This window comes from Streptomyces sp. NPDC019890 (assembly GCF_044903445.1).
GTDB lineage: Bacteria > Actinomycetota > Actinomycetes > Streptomycetales > Streptomycetaceae > Streptomyces.
The window spans coordinates 29,783-48,114 of the sequence record NZ_JBJDQK010000014.1 but is presented as its reverse complement, the minus strand read 5'-3'; the positions used below and the strand labels follow the sequence as shown (position 1 = coordinate 48,114).

The 18,332-nt window shown below is 71.6% G+C and carries 18 protein-coding genes and 1 other RNA gene; 10 read left to right on the top strand and 9 right to left on the bottom strand.

The annotated features are described in order from the left end of the window. Nucleotides 1–3: 3 nt before the first annotated feature. The 3 genes from ACI2LP_RS29640 (at nt 4) to ACI2LP_RS29630 (ending at nt 2,890) form a co-directional block, all read left to right on the top strand. Complete coding sequence (locus ACI2LP_RS29640; RefSeq protein ID WP_404727598.1) at nt 4–1,038, top strand: histidinol-phosphate transaminase; 1,035 nt, start codon at nt 4–6, stop codon at nt 1,036–1,038. 113 nt (nt 1,039–1,151) lie between these two features. Further along, a complete protein-coding gene (locus ACI2LP_RS29635) occupies nt 1,152–2,159 on the top strand; it encodes a permease (RefSeq protein WP_404727597.1) in 1,008 nt (335 codons plus the stop codon). Beyond that, nucleotides 2,156–2,890: a TIGR03943 family putative permease subunit gene (locus ACI2LP_RS29630; RefSeq protein ID WP_404727596.1), complete on the top strand. Its 735-nt coding sequence runs from the start codon at nt 2,156–2,158 to the stop codon at nt 2,888–2,890. Before ACI2LP_RS29635 ends, ACI2LP_RS29630 begins: the two co-directional genes overlap by 4 nt. A 133-nt stretch (nt 2,891–3,023) precedes the next feature. Here the strand turns inward: ACI2LP_RS29630 and rnpB are convergent. Further along, an RNA gene (gene rnpB, locus ACI2LP_RS29625) (RNase P RNA component class A) lies at nt 3,024–3,428 on the bottom strand. A gap of 98 nt (nt 3,429–3,526) precedes the next feature. Beyond that, nucleotides 3,527–4,966, bottom strand: coding sequence for an RNB domain-containing ribonuclease (locus ACI2LP_RS29620; protein ID WP_404727595.1), 1,440 nt, complete (start codon nt 4,964–4,966; stop codon nt 3,527–3,529). 94 nt (nt 4,967–5,060) lie between these two features. Here ACI2LP_RS29620 and yaaA point away from each other — a divergent pair, with 94 nt between their 5' ends. Continuing rightward, the gene (gene yaaA, locus ACI2LP_RS29615) at nt 5,061–5,861 is read left to right on the top strand and encodes a peroxide stress protein YaaA (RefSeq protein ID WP_404727594.1); all 801 of its coding nucleotides are present in this window, start codon (nt 5,061–5,063) and stop codon (nt 5,859–5,861) included. A 61-nt stretch (nt 5,862–5,922) separates the two neighbouring features. Then, on the top strand, nt 5,923–6,546 hold the full coding sequence (eda, locus tag ACI2LP_RS29610; protein ID WP_404727593.1) for a bifunctional 4-hydroxy-2-oxoglutarate aldolase/2-dehydro-3-deoxy-phosphogluconate aldolase: 624 nt from the start codon (nt 5,923–5,925) through the stop codon (nt 6,544–6,546). Nucleotides 6,547–6,583: 37 nt separating this feature from the next. Here eda and ACI2LP_RS29605 read toward each other — a convergent pair whose 3' ends face one another. The 4 genes from ACI2LP_RS29605 to ACI2LP_RS29590 all read right to left on the bottom strand — a co-directional run bounded on the left by ACI2LP_RS29605 (nt 6,584) and on the right by ACI2LP_RS29590 (nt 10,500). Continuing rightward, nucleotides 6,584–7,456, bottom strand: a complete 873-nt coding sequence (locus ACI2LP_RS29605) for a helix-turn-helix transcriptional regulator (RefSeq protein ID WP_404727592.1) — start codon at nt 7,454–7,456, stop codon at nt 6,584–6,586. 112 nt (nt 7,457–7,568) lie between these two features. Next, nucleotides 7,569–8,933: a bifunctional RNase H/acid phosphatase gene (locus ACI2LP_RS29600; RefSeq protein ID WP_404727686.1), complete on the bottom strand. Its 1,365-nt coding sequence runs from the start codon at nt 8,931–8,933 to the stop codon at nt 7,569–7,571. Between the two features lie 8 nt (nt 8,934–8,941). After that, nucleotides 8,942–9,685, bottom strand: a complete 744-nt coding sequence (locus tag ACI2LP_RS29595) for a zinc ribbon domain-containing protein (RefSeq protein ID WP_404727685.1) — start codon at nt 9,683–9,685, stop codon at nt 8,942–8,944. After that, nucleotides 9,682–10,500, bottom strand: a complete 819-nt coding sequence (locus ACI2LP_RS29590; protein ID WP_404727591.1) for a Nif3-like dinuclear metal center hexameric protein — start codon at nt 10,498–10,500, stop codon at nt 9,682–9,684. The genes ACI2LP_RS29595 and ACI2LP_RS29590 overlap by 4 nt, the downstream gene beginning before the upstream one ends. Nucleotides 10,501–10,768: 268 nt before the next feature. Here ACI2LP_RS29590 and ACI2LP_RS29585 point away from each other — a divergent pair, with 268 nt between their 5' ends. Together ACI2LP_RS29585 and ACI2LP_RS29580 are read left to right on the top strand one after the other, a co-directional pair. Continuing rightward, entirely contained in the window at nt 10,769–11,938 is a 1,170-nt protein-coding gene (locus tag ACI2LP_RS29585) for a hypothetical protein (protein WP_404727590.1), read from the top strand. A gap of 51 nt (nt 11,939–11,989) precedes the next feature. After that, the gene (locus ACI2LP_RS29580) at nt 11,990–12,145 is read left to right on the top strand and encodes a hypothetical protein (protein ID WP_404727589.1); all 156 of its coding nucleotides are present in this window, start codon (nt 11,990–11,992) and stop codon (nt 12,143–12,145) included. 68 nt (nt 12,146–12,213) lie between these two features. Here the strand turns inward: ACI2LP_RS29580 and ACI2LP_RS29575 are convergent, their stop codons facing one another. Genes ACI2LP_RS29575 through ACI2LP_RS29565 form a run of 3 tightly spaced genes read right to left on the bottom strand, consistent with a single transcriptional unit; the run spans nt 12,214 to nt 15,128 of the window. Then, on the bottom strand, nt 12,214–13,173 hold the full coding sequence (locus ACI2LP_RS29575; RefSeq protein ID WP_404727588.1) for a 3-oxoacyl-ACP reductase: 960 nt from the start codon (nt 13,171–13,173) through the stop codon (nt 12,214–12,216). Between the two features lie 10 nt (nt 13,174–13,183). After that, on the bottom strand, nt 13,184–14,260 hold the full coding sequence (locus ACI2LP_RS29570; protein WP_404727587.1) for a Zn-dependent alcohol dehydrogenase: 1,077 nt from the start codon (nt 14,258–14,260) through the stop codon (nt 13,184–13,186). A 13-nt stretch (nt 14,261–14,273) separates the two neighbouring features. Continuing rightward, nucleotides 14,274–15,128 carry a MaoC/PaaZ C-terminal domain-containing protein gene (locus ACI2LP_RS29565; RefSeq protein WP_404727586.1) on the bottom strand — a complete coding sequence of 285 codons (855 nt, stop codon included), beginning with the start codon at nt 15,126–15,128 and terminating at the stop codon, nt 14,274–14,276. Between the two features lie 278 nt (nt 15,129–15,406). Here ACI2LP_RS29565 and ACI2LP_RS29560 point away from each other — a divergent pair, with 278 nt between their 5' ends. From ACI2LP_RS29560 to ACI2LP_RS29550, 3 genes are read left to right on the top strand one after another with little or no spacing between them, the layout of a single operon-like run. Then, nucleotides 15,407–16,336, top strand: a complete 930-nt coding sequence (locus ACI2LP_RS29560; RefSeq protein WP_404727585.1) for an ATP-binding cassette domain-containing protein — start codon at nt 15,407–15,409, stop codon at nt 16,334–16,336. After that, nucleotides 16,333–17,052 carry an ABC transporter permease gene (locus tag ACI2LP_RS29555; RefSeq protein WP_404727584.1) on the top strand — a complete coding sequence of 240 codons (720 nt, stop codon included), beginning with the start codon at nt 16,333–16,335 and terminating at the stop codon, nt 17,050–17,052. The genes ACI2LP_RS29560 and ACI2LP_RS29555 overlap by 4 nt, the downstream gene beginning before the upstream one ends. 59 nt (nt 17,053–17,111) lie before the next feature. Continuing rightward, complete coding sequence (locus ACI2LP_RS29550) at nt 17,112–18,305, top strand: sensor histidine kinase (protein ID WP_404727583.1); 1,194 nt, start codon at nt 17,112–17,114, stop codon at nt 18,303–18,305. Nucleotides 18,306–18,332: the final 27 nt, after the last annotated feature.

Here is an 18,332-nt window from a genome sequence, read left to right as displayed (position 1 = left end):
GCGATGGACATCCCCGTACTGCACCGGCTTGCCCTGAACGAGAGCCCGTACCCGCCGCTGCCGTCGGTACGCAGGGCGATGCGGCGTGCCGTCGCGCAGGCCAACCGGTACCCGCAGTTCCACCCGGACCTGCTCACCGAGCGGATCGCCGACTGGTGCGGGGTGGCCCCCGACTGCGTTGCGGTCGGCAGCGGATCGGTGGGCGTGGCGCTGCAGTTGCTTCAGGCGGTGGTCCGGCGCGGCGACACGGTCGCCTACGCCTGGCGCACCTTCGACGCCTATCCCCTGCTGACCGCCATGGTCGGCGCCCAGTCGGTTCCGGTACCGCTGCTGCCGGACGGCCGCCAGGACCTTGCCGCCCTGCTCGCGGTGCTCCACGCCCGGGCCCGCGTCGTGGTGCTGTGCAATCCGCACAACCCCACCGGAAGCCTGATCACCGCGGACGCGCTGTCCGCGTTCCTGCGGCAGGTCCCCGAACATGTCACCGTGCTGCTCGACGAGGCGTACATCGAGTTCGCCCGCGACACCGATCTGACGGATTCTCGGGCGCTGCTGGGCGCGCACCCGAACCTGCTGGTCCTGCGCACCTTCTCCAAGGCGTACGGCCTGGCGGCCCTGCGGGTCGGCTACGGGCTCGGCAGCCCCGACCTGGTGGCCCGGATCCGCCGGCAGCAGCTGCCGTTCGGGATCAACGGGGTGGCAGCGGCGGCGGTGGAGGCCTCACTGCGTGCCGACGACGAGTTGCGCCGCCGCGTGGACACCCTCGTCGCCGAACGCGAACGACTCCGCCGCGAACTCCTCGGCCTCGGCCGGCACATACGCCCGAGCCACGCCAACTCCCTCTGGCTCGCCGCCCCCGACCCGATCGAGGACTGCGCGTCCGCGCTCACCGCCGGCGGCGTGGCGGCCCGGCACTACCCCGGCGAGGGAATCCGGCTCACGGTGGGCAGCCGGGAGGCCAATGACGCCGTGCTCGCCGCGCTGGCGGGGGTGGGCGGGCGGTATGTGTCGGTCGGGCGGCCCTTGGCGCCCACTTGAGAGGGTCTCGGCGCAGGGTGAGAAGCTGTGGCTGAACCGGCGTACTGAAGGGTGGAGGGGAACCAACCTGGAACCAACCCACGAAGCCCTGCCCTACCGGAGGTACCTCACCCGTGGCCACCAAAGCAGCCCCGACCCGGGTTGACCACCGCGACGCCGACGATCCGCAGGGTTGGCAGTTCAACTCGTCCCTCGTCCTGACCATGCTGCTGCTCCTGGTGGTCGCGCTGCAGGGGCCGATCCGCCGGGGGTTGTCCGCGCCGGTGATGCAGAGCTGGATGACCGTGTTCGTCGCGGTGGTCCTCCAGGCCCTGCCCTTCCTCGTCATCGGCGTGCTGCTGTCGGCGATCATCGCGGTGTTCGTCCCACCGTCGTTCTTCGCCCGCGCGCTGCCGAGACGGCCCGCCCTCGCGGTGCCGGTCGCCGGGATGGCCGGGGCGGTCCTGCCCGGCTGCGAGTGCGCCTCCGTGCCGGTGGCCGGGGCACTTGTGCGCCGGGGCATCACCCCCGCGGCAGCGTTGGCGTTCCTGCTGTCCGCCCCGGCGATCAACCCGATCGTGCTGACCGCCACCGCCGTGGCCTTTCCCCGCAACCCCGAGATGGTCCTCACCCGGTTCGTGGCGAGTCTGCTCGTGGCATGCGCGATGGGCTGGTTGTGGCAGCGGCTGGGCCGCACCGACTGGCTGCGCCCACCGGATCGACCGTCGCCCGACGGCCTCGGCAAGGGGGCGGCGTTCTGGGGATCCGTACGGCACGACGTGATGCACGCCGGCGGCTTCCTCGTCGTCGGCGCGATGGCCGCGGCAACGCTCAAAGCCGTGGTACCGGCAAGCTGGCTGCACACCGCGGCCACTATCCCGGTGGTGTCGATCCTCGCCCTGGCGATCCTTGCGGTGCTGTTGTCGATCTGCTCCGAGGCCGACGCGTTCGTGGCCGCGTCCCTGTCCCAGTTCTCGCTCACCGCCCGGCTGGCATTCCTCGTCGTCGGACCGATGATCGACCTGAAGCTGTTCGCCATGCAGGCCGGCACGTTCGGCCGCGGGTTCGCGCTGCGGTTCGCCCCCGCGACCTTCACCGTGGCCGTCCTGATATCGGCCCTGGTAGGGGCGGTGCTGCTGTGAACCGGCAGGCGCAGGCAGCCGTGCTGTTCCTCGTCGGCGGGGCGGTGCTGCGCGCCAGCTTCACCGACCTCTGTCTGCGCTACGTCAAGGCCGGGTTGCGCCCGCTGCTGATCGTGGCCGGCATCGTCCTGATCGCCGCCGCCATTGCCACCGTCTGGCATGAACTGAGACGGCCGCGCGCGACCCCGGAGCACCAGCCCGAGCGTGAGCACGACGACCAGGGCGGCCACGCCCACCACGAACCACGAATATCGTGGCTCCTCGTCCTGCCCCTGGTCGCTCTCATCCTGGTCGCCCCACCCGCACTGGGCTCCTACAGCGCCATGCGCACCGGCACGGCCCTTCAAGCGCCGTTGGGCTTCCCCACCCTTCCCACCGGCGACCCTCTCCGACTCACCGTCGTCGACTACGCCGGTCGCGCGGTCTACGACCACGGACGCTCCCTGGGCGGCCGGCGGATCAGCGTCACCGGGTTCATCACCCTCGACCGCAGCGGCGCGCCCTACCTCACACGCATGGTCCTCAACTGCTGTGCTGCCGACGCCCAACCAGTCAAGATCGGCCTGTCCGGACAGATTCCCCCCATCCTGCAACCCGATACCTGGCTCGAAGTCACCGGCACCTACACCACCAGACAGACGAGAGACCCCGTCAACGACGGCGTCATCCCGTTCATCGACATCAGCCGGGCCAGAGTGGTGCCTGCCCCGCACAACCCGTACGAAGACTGAGGTAGTTGACCGGCGAATGCGCCAAGTCGGATCAGGCATCGCTGCGCGGTCACCGCACCAGCCGCCCTTCGGCCCGGCGCGTACGCCGGAGGGGGCGCGAAGAACATGCCCTGACCTGCTGAAATGCAGGCGGCAGACGAGTCGGGCTGTACGCCGGGTTCTGTCGCCCGGTCGCCTCGCGGCGGCCGGGGAGACGGCCATCCATCTAGGACCGGCGTTGCCGCCGGTCTCGTGCGGTCTACCCGCGGACTCGGGCGGGCAGCCCTCGAACGTCCGCGCAGGGCCGCTTTTTACGGCGGCCCCTCTTGACCTTGCTCCAGGTGGGGTTTACCTAGCCGCCTGGGTCACCCCAGGCGCTGGTGGTCTCTTACACCACCGTTTCACCCTTACCGAGGACCGAGGTCCCCGGCGGTCTGTTTTCTGTGGCACTGTCCCGCGGGTCACCCCGGGTGGGCGTTACCCACCACCTTGCCCTGTGGAGCCCGGACGTTCCTCGAGGAGATCCAGAAGATCTCCACGCGGCCGTCCGCCCGGCTCGTCTGCCGTGGTGACCATGCTACCCGGCAGGCCCGGGGGCGAAGCGCGGGGCGCCGGTCGACCAGGCTCCGCGCCCGAGCGGGCCCGGCCCGGCCGAGCTCACGCGGGCGTGAACAGCACCTTCGCCGAACCCGGGTCCGCCTGGGTGAGCCTGACCCGCAGCCGTTCCCCCAGCGGCAGTTCCGCCCCGCCGCCCTCGATCCGTGCCACCACCGCCGGGTCCTCCAGATGCACCGTGCCGACCGCCGGTTCGTTTTCCTTCACATCCACCACGAACGCGTCGAAGACATCGCCGACCCGCTCCTTCAGCAGCGCCGCCTCGACGATGTCGAGGCACTCCCGCTCCACCGTGTTGGCGCGCTGCGAGCCCGCCGCCATCTCCTTCGGCAGCACCTCCAGCGCGGCCAGGGCCCACTCCGGCGGCTCCTGGCCGGCCACCGCCGCCACGCACAGCTCGCCCGCGTACCGGTCGACGAGCCGCCGCAGCGGCGCGGTGCAGTGCGTGTACTCGTGAGCCACCGCCGCGTGGACCGCGGGCGAGGGCAGCTCACCGCCCGTGAAGGCGCTGTAGCCCGCGCCGCGCAGGAGGGTCGTGCAGTCCTGCAGGAAGGCGGCATGGCGGGTGTTCTCCGGGTCCAGGGAGCGGACCAGTTGGGCGTAGGAGACATGGTGCGGCCAGTCGATCCGCAGGGCCTCGGCCGAACGCCGCAGCCGCGCCACCGCGCCGCCCGGGGCGGTGGGCAGCGTACGCAGGATGCCGGCCCCGGCCGCGATCATGAGGTCGGCCGCGGCCATGCCTGTGAGCAGCGAGATCTGGGCGTTCCAGCCGTCGGCGGGAAGCGGGGCGCGGTATTCGAGGGAGTACCTGCCGTCCCGCTCGACGATCTCCTGCTCGGGGACGTTGAGCGAGATCCCGCCGCGCTCGATCTCCAACTGCTCCCGCAGCAGCCCGATGTCCTTGAGCAGCGCGAGCGGCTCCTCGGCGGTGCCCGCGTCGATCTGCCGCTGCACCCCCGCGTAGTCGAGCTTGGCCCGGCTGCGTACCATCGCCCGCCGTACCTCGGTCGCGACCGTGCGGCCCTCGGCGTCGAGGTCGAACTGCCAGAGCAGCGCGGGTGCGGTCCGGTCGGGCAGCAGGCTGGCCGCGGCCTCGGAGAGCACGGCCGGATGGAGCGGAACCTTCTCGTCCGGGAAGTACAGCGTCTGTACGCGGCGGTGTGCCTCGGCGTCGAGCGCGCCGCCGGGTGCGACAAAGGCCGCGACGTCGGCGATCGCGTAGCGCACCCGGTAGCCCCGGTCGCGACGGGCGAGGTGCATCGCCTGGTCGAGGTCGACGGAGCCGGGCGGGTCGATGGTGAAGAACGGGATGTCGGTGGCGTCCGCCTCGGGCAGGCGCGGGGCCCTGGCGGCGGCTTCCGCCTCGGCGAGGACGTCGGGCGGGAAGCCCTCCGGCAGGTCGAGCGTCGTACGCAGCTCCCGGAGGGCGGCCCGCAGCGGAGCCTCGGCTGCGCCGGTCATGTGCACATGGCGGCGGGGCATGGACCGAGCGTATGGCGGGGTGGGGACCTTGGCACCCCGTACGCTGGCGCGGGGGCCGCACCCCCTGCCCCCGTACGTACGAAGGAGACTTGCCGTGCTCGTGCTGTTGCCGCCGTCGGAGGGTAAGGCCGCTTCCGGGCGCGGCGCTCCGCTGAAGCCGGAGTCCCTGTCGCTGCCGGGTCTTGCCGGAGCGCGCGCCGCGGTGCTGGACGAACTGGTCGAGCTGTGCGCCGCCGACGAGGACAAGGCGCGCGAGGTCCTCGGGCTGAGCGAGGGCCTGCGCGGCGAGATCGCGAAGAACGTGGAGCTGCGGACCGCGGGAACCCGGCCTGCCGGGGAGATCTACACGGGTGTGCTGTACGACGCGCTCGGCCTGGCCACTCTGGAGCCGGACGCGCGCCGCCGGGCCCGGCAGTCGCTGCTGGTCTTCTCGGGGCTCTGGGGCGCGGTGCGGATCGGCGACCGGATTCCCTCCTACCGCTGCTCGATGGGGGTGAAGCTGCCCGGTCTGGGCGCGCTGGGTGCGTACTGGCGTGAGCCGATGGCGTCCGTCCTGCCGGAGGCGGCCGGTGACGGTCTCGTACTCGATCTGCGTTCTTCCGCGTACGCGGCGGCGTGGAAGCCGAAGGGGGAGGTGGCGGGTCGTACGGCGACGGTCCGGGTGCTGCACTCGCAGCTGGTCGACGGGGTCGAGAAACGGTCGGTGGTCAGCCACTTCAACAAGGCGACGAAGGGCCGGATCGTACGGAGCCTGCTGGAGGCGGGGGCCGCGCCGAAGTCGCCGGAGGCGCTGGTGGAGGCGCTGCGGGAGCTGGGCCATGTGGTGGAGGCGCAGGCGCCCCTGAAGGCCGGGAAGGCATGGGCGCTCGACGTCGTCGTCTCGGAGATCCACTGACGCATTGCAGTGTGTGCAACGCTCGTTGCGTGGTGCGCAGTGCGACCGGCAGGATGGGGGCATGACCTCCGTGCCCTCTGTCCTGGACCGTGCGCCCGTCGTTCCCGTCGTCGTCATCGAGGACGCCACCGATGCCGTACCGCTCGCGCGGGCCCTGGTCGCGGGCGGTCTGCGCGCGATCGAGGTGACGCTGCGGACGCCGGCCGCGCTGGATGCGATCCGCGCGATCGCGGCGGACGTGCCGGAGGCGTTCGTCGGCGCGGGCACGGTCATCTCCGCCGAGGGCGTCGACGCGGCGGTGGCGGCAGGGGCGCGGTTCCTGGTGAGCCCCGGGTGGACGGAGCGGCTGCTGGACGGGATGAAGGCGTCGGGCGTGCCGTTTCTGCCCGGGGTTTCGACGACCTCGGAGGTCGTGGCGCTGCTGGAGCGAGGGGTGCGCGAGATGAAGTTCTTCCCGGCCGAGGCAGCGGGCGGCACGGCGTATCTCAAGTCCCTTGCGGGACCGCTGCCTCAGGCCCGCTTCTGCCCGACGGGCGGGATCTCGCTCGCCTCCGCGTCCGCGTATCTGGCGCTGCGGAACGTGGGCTGCGTCGGCGGTACGTGGATGCTGCCGGCGGACGCGATCGCGGCCGGGGACTGGGCGCGGGTCGAGACGCTGGCGGCGGAAGCGGCCGCGCTCAGGTGACGTCCAGGTCCATGTCGTCCGCGAGCGGCCGGCATGCTCACCGTTCGCTGGGGGATGCGTTCTCCGACGGCCACGGAGCCTTGGCGCTCTCGTCGGCGCTGAGGCTGCCCAGCAGGGAAAGGGCCTGTTCGGACGGGCTGCCGGGGACGGCCTGGTAGACCACCAGTTGCTGGCCGGGGGCGCTGTTGACGGTCAGCGACTCGTAGTCCAGCGTCAGCTCCCCGACCAGGGGGTGCCGGAAGCGCTTGGTCTCGCGGGTCTTCCGGCGGATGTCGTGGCGGGCCCACAGCCGGCGGAACTCTTCGCTGTTCAGCGACAGTTCGCCGACCGTTTCGATCAGCCGGGCGTCGTCGTAGTCGGCACCGGCCGCCGATCGCAGTCCGGCCACGGTGTTGACCGCCACCCGCTCCCAGTCCGGATAGAACTCTTTCGCGTTCGGGTCGAGGAACACCAGCCGCACCAGATCCCCGCTGTGGGCGTGACCGTCGAACAAGGCCCGGCCCAGAGTGTTGTGGGCCAGCACGGTCAGGCAGCGTCCCAGCACCACCGCCGGAGTGCGGTGCCAGCCTTCCATCATGCGCAGCAGGGTCGGGCTGACCCGCTCTCGCCGTGTGCCCGGACGGCGTCGGCCGGAGGCGGGGCGCGCCAGCCGGTGCAGATGGGCTGCCGCTTCCTCGTCCAGACCCAGCGCCCGGGCCAGCGCATCGATCACCTGCGCCGACGGATGCCGTTCCCGGCCCTGCTCCAGGCGCATGTAGTAGTCGGTGCTGACCCCCGCCAGCAGCGCGACCTCTTCCCGGCGCAGCCCCGCCACCCGGCGTCGGCTTCCGGCCGGCAGCCCTGAGTCCTCGGGCCGCACGAGTGCACGGCGGGCACGCAGGAACTGCCCGAGCAGGTTCTCGCTGTCCATATCTCTGACACTAGATCCGGTGCAAGGGGTACGGAAGCGCGGAAGGTGGGCGCGATACTCCTACGATCGCGCGGGGGTGGCCCGGCGCGTGCTGCGCACCGGGCCGTCCCGCTCAGCGCAGGTGCGACGTGTCGTTCAGCAGGCGCAGCGACGCGGTGCCGTCCCGGTAGTACGCCACCGCCGAGATCGACGCCGCCGAGAGCTCCATCCGGAACAGGGATTCCGGCGGGGCTCCCAGCGCCAGGCGGACAAAGGTCTTGACCGGTGTGACATGGGTGACCAGCAGGACCGTACGGCCCGCATAGCGGGCGATCAGCTTGTCGCGGGTCGCCGCCACCCGGCGCGCGACGGTCGCGAAGCTCTCGCCGCCTCCCGACGGAGCCACCTTCGGGGAGGCGAGCCACGCGGTCAGGTCGTCGGGGTACCGCTCCTGCACCTCCGCGAACGTCAGCCCTTCCCAGGCGCCGAAGTCCGCCTCGCGCAGGCCGTCCTCGATACGGACATCGAGGTTCAGGCGGGCCGCGACGGCCTCCGCGGTCTCGCGGCAGCGCTTCAGCGGGGAGCTGACGATGTCCTGGATCGTGCCGCGCGCGGCGAGCGCGGACGCGACGGCCTCCGCCTGGTGGCGGCCGACCGGGGAGAGGGAGGGGTCGGTGCCGCCACTGCCCGAGAAGCGCTTCTCGGGGGTGAGCGGGGTCTCGCCGTGCCGCAGGAGGACGAAGGTGGCGGGGGTGCCGAGGTCGGCGGGTCCCCAGCCGACGGCCGTGCTCTCCTCGGTGGCTCCGGCCGCCGCGGATCCTATGTCGGTCTCGGGCAGGGCCGGCCGCCCGACGCCCGGAGCAGACGCGGATCCGGCCTCGGCCAGGGCCGATCGCCCGCCGGCCGGCGCAGACGCCCCCGCGCCCACGGTCTCGGCCGCCTCGCCCGGCCGCGCGGACCCGGCGGACGGACGGCCCAGCGCCGCCCTCGCCTTCGCCGCGCCCGCCGCCGCGTCGCCCACCACACGCGCCGCCTCGGCATCACGCGTGTCGAGCTCCGCCGTGGAGCGCGACGGCTCCCACTGCCTGCCCTTCTTCCCCGCGTCCATCGCCTCGTTGGCGAGCCGGTCCGCGTGCTTGTTCTTCTCGCGCGGGATCCACTCGTACGTCACCCGGTCCCGCGGGAAGATCCGCCCCGCCTCCGCCGCCAGCGGCTTCATGTCCGGGTGCTTGATCTTCCAGCGGCCCGACATCTGCTCGACGACCAGCTTGGAGTCCATCCGCACCCGGACCGACGCCTCGGGGTCGAGCGCCTTCGCTGCCTTCAGCCCGGCGACGAGGCCCTTGTACTCGGCGACGTTGTTCGTCGCGATGCCGATGTACTCCGCCGTCTCCGCCAGCGTCTCCCCCGTCTTCGGGTCGAGCACGACCGCGCCGTATCCGGCCGGTCCCGGATTCCCCCGGGAACCGCCGTCGGCCTCGACGACGAACTCCCGCAGTACAGGCACTACAGCCCCGACTCGGAGGTACGGACCAGGATCCGGCGGCAGTTCTCGCAGCGCAGCACCGTGTCGGGAGCCGCCGCGCGGACCTCGTTCACCTCGGTGATGTTCAGCTCCAACTGGCAGCCCTCGCAGCGCCGCTGGTACAGGCGGGCCGCGCCCACCCCGCCCTGCTGGACGCGCAGCTTCTCGTACAGCTTCAGCAGATCCGCCGGTACCGAACCCGCCACGACCTCGCGCTCCTTGGTGGCCGACGCGACCTCGGCGTCGATCCCCTCCTGCGCGGCGTCCCGGCGCGTGGTCGCGTCGTCGACCTTGGCCTGCACGGAGGAGACCCGCTCGGTCAGCTCGGCGACCCGCTCCTGCGCGGACTCGCGGCGCTCCATGACCTCGAGGACGACGTCCTCCAGGTCGCCCTGACGCTTGGCGAGCGAGACGATCTCGTGCTGCAGGCTCTCCAGGTCCTTGGGCGAGGTGACCGCGCCCGAGTCGAGACGCTGCTGGTCGCGCACGGCGCGCTGGCGCACCTGGTCGACGTCCTGCTCCGCCTTGGTCTGCTCGCGGGCGGTGTCGCTCTCCTCGGTCTGCGCGGCGACCAGCAGGTCGCGCAGCTGCGTGAGGTCCTTGTTGAGCGACTCGATCTCGGCGTGCTCGGGCAGCGACTTGCGCTTGTGGGCAAGCTGCGACAGTCGTACGTCGAGTGCCTGGACGTCGAGAAGTCGGATCTGGTCGGCGGGCGCGGCGTTCAGTTGGGGGCTCCAGAGGAAGAGTGGTGGGAGGACCACGGGTCGGTGACCGTGCGCGAGACATGGACCCGAAGGCCCCAGCCGTGCCGGTCGGAAATCTCGTCGAGCTGGGCGGCGGCCTGCTCGCACCAGGGCCACTCGGTGGCCCAGTGGGCGGCGTCGACCAGGCCCAGCGGTGAGTGCTGGGTGGCCTCGGAGGCCGGATGGTGGCGCAGGTCGGCGGTGAGGAAGGCGTCCACGCCCGCGGCCCGGACGACGTCGAAGAGGCCGTCGCCGGAGCCGCCGCTGACCGCCACCGTACGCACCACGGCGTCCGGGTCACCCGCGATGCGGATGCCCTGCGCGGTGGCCGGCAGCCGCTTGGCGGCGCGCGCCGCGAACTCGCGGAGCGTTTCGGGGTGGTCGAGCTCGCAGATCCGGCCGAGTCCGGTTTCGGGTACGAGAGGGCCGGTGACCCGCAGGTCCAGGGCGCCCGCGAGGGCGTCGGACACGCCGGGGTCGGCGGTGTCCGCGTTGGTGTGCGCGACATGCAGCGCGACGTCGTGCTTGATCAGGGTGTGCACGACCCGGCCCTTGAAGTGGGAGGCGGCGACCGTCGTCGTACCGCGCAGATAGAGCGGGTGGTGCGTCACGATCAGCTGGGCGCCGAGCTTGATCGCCTCGTCGGCGATCTGCTGGACCGGGTCGACGGCGAACAGAACGCGGCTGACCTCGGCGTCGGGGTCGCCGCAGACCGTGCCGACGGCGTCCCACTGTTCGGCCCGCTCGGGAGGCCACAGGGCATCGAGCGCGGCGATGACTTCAGACAGACGGGGCACGGAGGAAAGGCTACCTGTCCCCCGCGCCCCGGTGGCCTGGGCTGCGGGGGCGGCTTTCCGGCCGGAGACGCCTGCGCTCCTGGGGCAGCCCTTCCGGCCGGGGACGCCTGGGCTCCTGGACCGGCTTCTTGACCAGCCCCCTGAGCACAGTCGCCCGCTCCACCTCAGGCGAATGCCGTCATGGACACCCGTATGTGTGAAGTGACGGTTCTTCTGTTGTTCGGCAGGAAGTGCGAAACCTAGCTTCGTCGCCGGAGGTGACCAGTCGATGACAGCCTGTGCCATGGAGACCGCCACGGAGGACGGAGCCGTGGGGAAGACGGGAATCACGGCGACCACGCGGCTCACGATCACCGCGAACGGCGCATACGCGGCCCGGCTCACCGGGGTCGGTGAGGCCCTGTACCCGGAACGCTGGACGCTCGACGGGCCCGAGCCCTATGCGGTGCCGCTGCCGCTGGACCAGCCCGAGGAACGCGACACCGAGGTGCTGCCGCTGGCCGACGGGAGGGTGCTGATCCGGCGGCGGGTGGCGGGACGGCACGCCTTCTCGCTGCTGTATCCGACCGGGCCGGGAACGGGTGAACTACCGCTCGGCGTCATCGAGTCGGCCGAGCTGACGCTGCTCCCGCCGTCGCCGGACGGCGTGCGCGCGTACGCGCTGGCGCCGGGTGCGACGTCGACGGCGATCTGGCTGGTGGCGGGCGGAACGTTCGGCCCCGAGTACGTCGCCGACGTGCCCGGCCACTGCTCCGGCGGGGTGTGGCTGGACCGTACGGGACGGATGCTGGCCCTCGACGGGCAGGTGGACGGCGGCCCGGTGAAGGCGGTGGCGGTCGATCTGGAGCGGGGCGGGGAGGTCACGCCGCTGCTCCAGATCACCGAGGAGAGCGACGACCGGCTGCTGCTGGCCGACGCGGACAGCGGGCTGCTGCTGATCCGCTCCAACGCGGCGGGGCACGACCGGCTGGGCTGGGGCGTGCTGGGGAGTCTGCGGCCGGTGCGTTTCGCCGAATGCCTGCGGCTCCCGGACTGCGCGGTGACACCGTTCGCGGTGCAGCCGGGCCAGGTACTGATGCCGGAGAGCTGCGCGGTGGCGCTGCGGATCGACGGGGCGGCGGGAAGCCGGCTGGGCGTATGGCGTCCCTCGGCGAAGAAGCTGCATCAACTGGCCGCGCCGGACGGATGGCTGGCGGGGGCGGGGCTGTGGAGCCGCGACGGGGTGCTGCAACTGCCGTACGCGACGCGGGCGGTGCCGTGCGGGGTGGCGAGGATCGACGGACACGACACGATCACCGAAGGGAAGGACGTGATCACGGAACCGGCACAAGCGGAATGCGCAGGTGGGGAACCGTCCGGGGGTGCGGCGGGTCTTGTTGGTTACCGGCCCGTGCCTTTGCAGCAGGCACCTCTCACCGGCCGTGGTGACCCTGGATAAACTCTCGGCTTTGCCACACGTAAGTCAGCGATCTCAACGGGGGACTTCCCAATGTCTGAAGCACGATCCGACACCATCCAGGAGCGGCCGCAGGGGGCGGCCGAGGCGGGAGGTGCCGGGAGGCACCGGGGTGGTGCGGCCAAGGAGAATGCGGCGACGCAGGCGCACGGCCGCCATCGCCGCCCTGCGGAGTCCGCGGCAGCCTGACCCGGCACCGGGGCTCCGCCCCGGACCCGCCCCCTACGCCCTGCGGGCGTAGGGGGACCCCCGGCGCCTCAATCGCCGGCGGGGCTTGATTTTCGCTGCAGGGCCAGGACCTCCGTCGCCCCGAACGTCTCGTTCTCCGCGCGGCCCGCGTAGTGCGACGTGAGCAGCCCGTCCAGCTCCTCGTAACTGAACGCCTCCTTCGAGGTGTCGAACTTCGCCGCCACCCTGGGCCGTTCGACGATCGCCACCATCCCGCCGTGCACAACCAGCAGCTGGCCGTTCACCCTGGCCGCCGCGGGCGAGGCCAGGTAGCCCACCAGCGGGGACACATGCTCCGGTGCCAGCGGGTCGAGACCGCCGTTCACCGGTTCGGCGAAGCCCGCGAAGACGTCCTCGGTCATCCGGGTCCTGGCGCGCGGGCAGATCACATTGGCGGTGACCCCGTACTTGGCCAGCGCCAGCGCCGTCGAGGTGGTGAGGCCGACGATGCCGCCCTTGGCCGCCGCGTAGTTCGGCTGGCCCGCCGAGCCCGCGAGGAAGGCCTCCGAGGAGGTGTTGACGATCCGCCCGTAGACCGGCCCGCCCGCGGCCTTGGAGCGCTCGCGCCAGTGCACTGATGCGAAGTGGGTCGTATTGAAGTGGCCCTTGAGGTGGACGCGGATGACCGAGTCCCATTCGCTCTCGGTCATCGAGAAGACCATCCGGTCCCTCAGGATGCCCGCGTTGTTGACGAGGATGTCCAGCTTTCCGTAGCTGGTGACGGCGAGTTCGACGAGTGCACGGGCGGACGCGAAGTCGGAGACGTCCCCGTGGTGGGCCACGGCGGAGCCGCCCGCCTCGCGGATCTGGGCGGCGACCTCCTCGGCCGGGGTCGCCGACGCCTCCCCCGAGCCGTCGCGGCCCGGCCGTCCGTAGTCGTTGACGACAACGCTCGCGCCCAGGCGGGCGAGTTCGAGCGCTTCGGCGCGCCCGAGGCCACGGCCCGCCCCGGTGACGATCGCGGACAGGCCGTCGAGTGGCAGTGACATCGGAGCCCCTTCAGATCTCGATGCAGGTGCGCAGCGCCTCGCCCGTACGCATCTGTGCCAGCGCGTCGTTGATCTCGGCGAGCTGCACCCGGTGGGTGATCAGCCCTTCGAGGTCGATACGGCCCGCGCGCCACAGCGCGATGGCCCGTTCGTAGGAGGTGAGCACGTCGCCGCCGCCGTACATGGACGGCAGGATCCGCTTCTCGTCGAAGAACAGCTCGAACATGTTGAGCTGGAGGAAGTCGTCCATGGCGCCCGCGCCGACGATGCACAGGGTGCCGCCGCGCCGGGTCGTCTCGTACGCCGTACGGGCGGTGGCGGACTTGCCGACGACCTCGAAGACATAGTCGAAGCCCTCACCCGCGGTGACGCGCTGCTTGGCGTCGGCCAGCCCGTCCGGCGAGACGGCCTCCGTGGCGCCGAACCTCAAGCCGGCCTCGCGCCGGTTCGCGACGGGGTCCACCGCGACGATCTGGGCCGCGCCCTTGAGCCGCGCGCCCTGGATCGCGGAGATGCCGACGCCGCCGCAGCCGATGACGGCAACCGACGAACCGGCGGCCACATCAGCGGTGTTGATGGCGGCGCCGAGGCCCGTGGTGACTCCGCAGCCGATCAGCGCGGCGATGTCGAAGGGCACGTCGTCGGGGATCGGCACGGCGCACCCGGCGTCGACGACGACCTCCTCGGTGAAGGTACCGGTGCCGGCGAAGCCGAAGACGTCACCGCCGGGGCGTTTGAAGTTGGGGGTGCCCGCGTTCATGAAACCGGCCAGACAGAGCTCGGTCTGGCCGCGCTTGCAGGCGGGACAGACGCGGCAGGCGGGCAGCCAGCACAACAGCACCCGGTCGCCCTGCTTGAGGGTGCTCACGCCGTCGCCGACGTCGACGATCTCACCGGCGCCCTCGTGTCCGGGGACGAACGGCGCGGGCTGCGGCAGCACGCCGTTCATCGCCGAGATGTCGGAGTGGCACAGTCCGGTGGACCGGACCCGGATCCTCACCTTCCCCGGGCCGAAGCCCACCGCCTCGACATCGTCGAGGACTTCGAGCTTGTCCTGCCCGATTTCGTGCAGTACGGCTGCGCGCATGGTGCGGCTCCAATCACGAATGTTCGACGATGGTGTCGGCGAGCACCGGTGCGTCGTCCCGCTCGACCGCGGTGACCGACACCTGGACCTTGCCGCCCAGCTGCCACATCCGGATACGCAGGGTCTCGCCGGGGTGGACCACCCCGGCGAAGCGTGTGGTGTACGAGCGGACACGGTCGACGTCCCCGCCGAGCACCGTGTCGACGACCGCCTTGAGCGTCATTCCGTACGAGCAGAGTCCGTGCAGGATGGGCCGGTCGAAGCCCGCGCGCGCGGCGAACTCCGGGTCCGCGTGCAGCGGGTTGTAGTCGCCGGAGAGCCGGTAGAGCAGCGCCTGGTCCTCGCGGACACTCTTGTCGATCGTCTTGTCGGGCTCGCGCGAGGGGAGCTCCAGGCGCGAGGAGGGGCCGCGCTCGCCCCCGAAGCCGCCTTCTCCGCGTACGAAGATCTGGGCGTCGCTCGTCCACAGCGGGCCTTCGTCGTCGGCGGCCTCGGTGCGCAGGACGAGGATCGCGGCCTTGCCCTTGTCGTAGACGGCGGCGACGCGCGCGGTGGAGACCGCCGCGCCGCTGACCGGGATGGGGCGGTGCAGCTCGATCGTCTGTCCGCCGTGCAGTACGGCTGCCAGGTCGATGTCCAGGCCGGGGCCGAAGAGCCCGCCCACCACTCCCTGGCTCGCGCCCGCGACGGTGGCGAAACTGGGCAGCACATGCAGCTTCGACTCGAGCGTGTAGCGCAGTTCGTCGGGGTCCGTTGCGGGGACACCCGCGCCGAGGCCGAGGTGGTAGAGCTGGACGTCCTTGTGGCCCCAGTGGATCTCGGTGCTGCGGGCTTCGGCCGCGACGGCTTTGGCGGCATCAATGGGCATGTGGAAGCTGCTCCTTGATGAGGGGAAGACCTCGGCGCGGCCGTCCGCACCGTCGGCCGCACCGAGGTCGTACGGGACCGGCCCGGGCGCCTGTTCTAGAACGCGTTCTAGGGTCGGTTGGCCCCTATGTATAACGCAGCCTCCAGTACATGTGAAGACTACTGACGCCATGTCAGAAGAGGTGCCACCGCTGTCCCGGGGCCCCGGGACATTTGTCACTGCCGAGTCCGTACATGCGCATCTGCCGGGGCCCGGCCCCGCTCCGTAGCGTGATCCACATGACGCAGACGCATCCTCAGACACCGGACACCGCAGGGGCGGTGCGCTTCGCCGGAGCGGCCAAGGTCTTCGGCGACGTACGCGCCGTCGACGGCATCGACCTCGCCATCCGGCGCGGCGAGACGGTCGCCCTCCTCGGCCGCAACGGCGCGGGCAAGTCCACCGCCATCAGCCTGATGCTCGGCCTGAACGAGCCCGACGCCGGCCGGGTCGAGATCCTCGGTGTCGCGCCGGAGCAGGCGGTCGAAGCCGGCCGCGTCGGCGCGATGCTCCAGGACGGGCGGCCGATCCCGCGGGTGACCGTGCGCGAACTGATCACCTTCGTGGCCCGCGCCTATCCGCGGCCCCTGCCGGTCGCCGAGGCACTCGCTCTTGCCGGACTCACCGAGCTCGCGGACCGTCGCGCCGACCGGCTCTCCGGCGGCCAGATCCAGCGCGTACGGTTCGCCGTCGCGCTGGCCGGCAACCCGGAACTGATCATCCTCGACGAGCCGACCGCGGCACTGGACGTCGAAGCGCGGCACGCCTTCTGGACGTCCATGCGCGGCTATGCGGCGCGCGGCAACACCGTGCTCTTCTCCACCCACTATCTGGAGGAGGCCGACGACCACGCCGACCGGATCGTCGTCATCGACCACGGCCGGGTCGTCGCCGACGGCAGCAGCGACCAGCTCAAGCGCTCGGTCGGCGGCAGTCTCGTCTCCTTCGACCTGGCCGGGCGGGGCACCGAAGGACTGACCCTGCTGCCCGGCGTCGTATCGGTGGAGATACGCGGGGACCGGGCCCGGCTGCGTACGGACGACTCGGACGCGACCGTCGTCGCGATCGCCGGTCTGGGCGCGATCCGCGGCCTCGAAGTCGCCCCCGTCTCCCTCGAAGACGTCTTCCTCACCCTGACCGCCACGCCCGAACTGGAGACCGTGCGATGACCCTCGCCTACGTCAAGCTGGAAGTCCGCCGCACGCTGCGCGACACCGGATTCGTGGTCTTCGGCATCGGAATGCCGGTGCTGATGTATCTGCTCTTCACCAACATCGGCAACGACGCCTCCGACTGGAAGAGGGCCTCCATGGTCGGCATGGCGGCATACGGCGCGCTCGGTGCGGCCCTGTCCAGCGGCACCGGTGTCGCCGAGGACAAGTCGCTCGGCTGGCTGCGCCAGTTGAGGATCACCCCGATGAGCCCGCGCCAGATCGTCGCAGGGCGTGCGATCACCGGCTCGGTGGTGGTCCTGCCCTCCATCGTGGCCGTCCTCGCCGCGGGCGCGATCGTCAACGGCGTCCACCTGGCCGCCTGGCAGTGGGCGGCCCTCGCCGTCGCGCTGTGGCTCGGCGCGCTCCCCTTCACCTTTCTCGGCATCGGCAACGGCTACCGGCTCTCCGCCCAGGCCACCGGCGTCGTGAACGTCGCCTGCAACGTCGGGCTCGGGGTCGTCGGCGGCCTGTGGTTCCCGGTCGAGTTGTTCCCCGGCTGGCTGCGCTCCCTGTCCGAGTACACCCCGACCAACCGGTTCGCCGAGCTGGGCCGCGCCATGACCGACGGCACCGCCCCCGCGCTCACCACGGTGGCCGTGCTGATCGCGTGGGCCCTGCTGTTCGGTTCGTACGCGGTGGTCTCGTACCGTCGGTCCGCGAGGACGGCGTGAGGGGAGCGACGATGTGCCGGAGGAAGTGGGACTGGAGAAGCCAGGGGTACACCGAGCGCATGGCGGCCTTCAAGGCCCAGTGGCCGGCTCGGCGGGACGCCTGGCGCGACGGGAAGAAGCGGCGTAGGGACGCCCCCGAGGAGGGGGTTCCGCCCAACGGCTTCGCGATGCTGCCGTGGCTGCTGATGGGCATGGGGGCCTTCTCCAACCTCCTCCAGGGCAAGACCCCGAACCCCTGGATCGGCGGCCTTGGTCTGCTCGCCTTCAACTCCCTCTATATCTCCGTGGTGTTCCGCGCCTTCGTCAAGGAGGCGCGGGAGGCACCCTCCACCCGATGGTTGCTTGTCGCCCTGGCCTGTGTCACCTCCTTCCTCGCCATCGCGTACGGCGGCGAGTGGCTGCTCTTCTTCCCGCTGCTCGGGCTGGCCGTCGGCTCGGTACTGCGCGGACGCAGGCTTCCCCAGGTGGTCTTCCCGCTCTGCCTCGCCGCCGGGGGCATCGCCGCCTGGCGCGACGGATGGGGCGCGGTCAACGTCGCGTACGGCACCTTCATCTCCTCGATGGTCACCGCGGCCGTTCTCGCCCTGTCCGAGACGGTCAGGGAACTGCGGGCGACAAAGGAGGAGTTGGCCCGCAGTGCCGTGGAGAAGGAACGGCTGCGCTTCTCGCGCGATCTGCACGATCTGCTCGGCCACACGCTGTCGGTGATCGTGGTCAAGTCGGAGGCCGCCCGCCGGCTGGCCCCTCGGGATCTGGACGCCGCGATCGTCCAGATCACCGACATCGAGTCCGTCGGCCGCCAGGCCCTCACCGAGATACGCGAGGCGGTGACCGGCTACCGCGAAGGCAGCCTGGCCACAGAGCTCGACCGGGCTCGCGACATCCTCACGACGGTCGGCATCGAGCCGGTCGTACGGCAGTCGGGACCGCCGTTGGAGCCGCAGACCGAAGCGCTGCTGAGCTGGGTGGTCCGCGAGTCCGTCACCAACGCCGTACGCCACTCCAAGGCGTCGCGCTGCGAGATCGAGGTCAGCGGGACCCCCGGCCGGGTCCGCCTGGTGATCACGGATGACGGCCGGGGCGTTGGCTCGGGCACGCCCGGTAGCGGGCTGGAGGGTCTGCGCGAACGGGTCGCGGCAGCGGGCGGCTCCCTGGAGGCGGGCGCATCCCCGCGCGGCGGCTTCCGGGTCCGGGCCGAACTCCCGGTGGACGCCGTGCAGGAACCCGAAGCAGCACCTGCACACGCCGAATGAGCTGGTCGGACGTACTCTTACGCCGTG

Coding starts and splice junctions, on each gene's coding strand:
- ACI2LP_RS29640 (WP_404727598.1), top strand. CDS start 4: ATGGACATCCCCGTACTGCACCGGCTTGCCCTGAACGAGAGCCCGTAC.
- ACI2LP_RS29620 (WP_404727595.1), bottom strand. CDS start 4,966: ATGCCCCGCCGCCATGTGCACATGACCGGCGCAGCCGAGGCTCCGCTG.
- eda (WP_404727593.1), top strand. CDS start 5,923: ATGACCTCCGTGCCCTCTGTCCTGGACCGTGCGCCCGTCGTTCCCGTC.
- ACI2LP_RS29605 (WP_404727592.1), bottom strand. CDS start 7,456: ATGGACAGCGAGAACCTGCTCGGGCAGTTCCTGCGTGCCCGCCGTGCA.
- ACI2LP_RS29585 (WP_404727590.1), top strand. CDS start 10,769: ATGACAGCCTGTGCCATGGAGACCGCCACGGAGGACGGAGCCGTGGGG.
- ACI2LP_RS29580 (WP_404727589.1), top strand. CDS start 11,990: ATGTCTGAAGCACGATCCGACACCATCCAGGAGCGGCCGCAGGGGGCG.
- ACI2LP_RS29575 (WP_404727588.1), bottom strand. CDS start 13,173: ATGTCACTGCCACTCGACGGCCTGTCCGCGATCGTCACCGGGGCGGGC.
- ACI2LP_RS29570 (WP_404727587.1), bottom strand. CDS start 14,260: ATGCGCGCAGCCGTACTGCACGAAATCGGGCAGGACAAGCTCGAAGTC.
- ACI2LP_RS29565 (WP_404727586.1), bottom strand. CDS start 15,128: ATGCCCATTGATGCCGCCAAAGCCGTCGCGGCCGAAGCCCGCAGCACC.
- ACI2LP_RS29560 (WP_404727585.1), top strand. CDS start 15,407: ATGACGCAGACGCATCCTCAGACACCGGACACCGCAGGGGCGGTGCGC.
- ACI2LP_RS29555 (WP_404727584.1), top strand. CDS start 16,333: ATGACCCTCGCCTACGTCAAGCTGGAAGTCCGCCGCACGCTGCGCGAC.
- ACI2LP_RS29550 (WP_404727583.1), top strand. CDS start 17,112: ATGGCGGCCTTCAAGGCCCAGTGGCCGGCTCGGCGGGACGCCTGGCGC.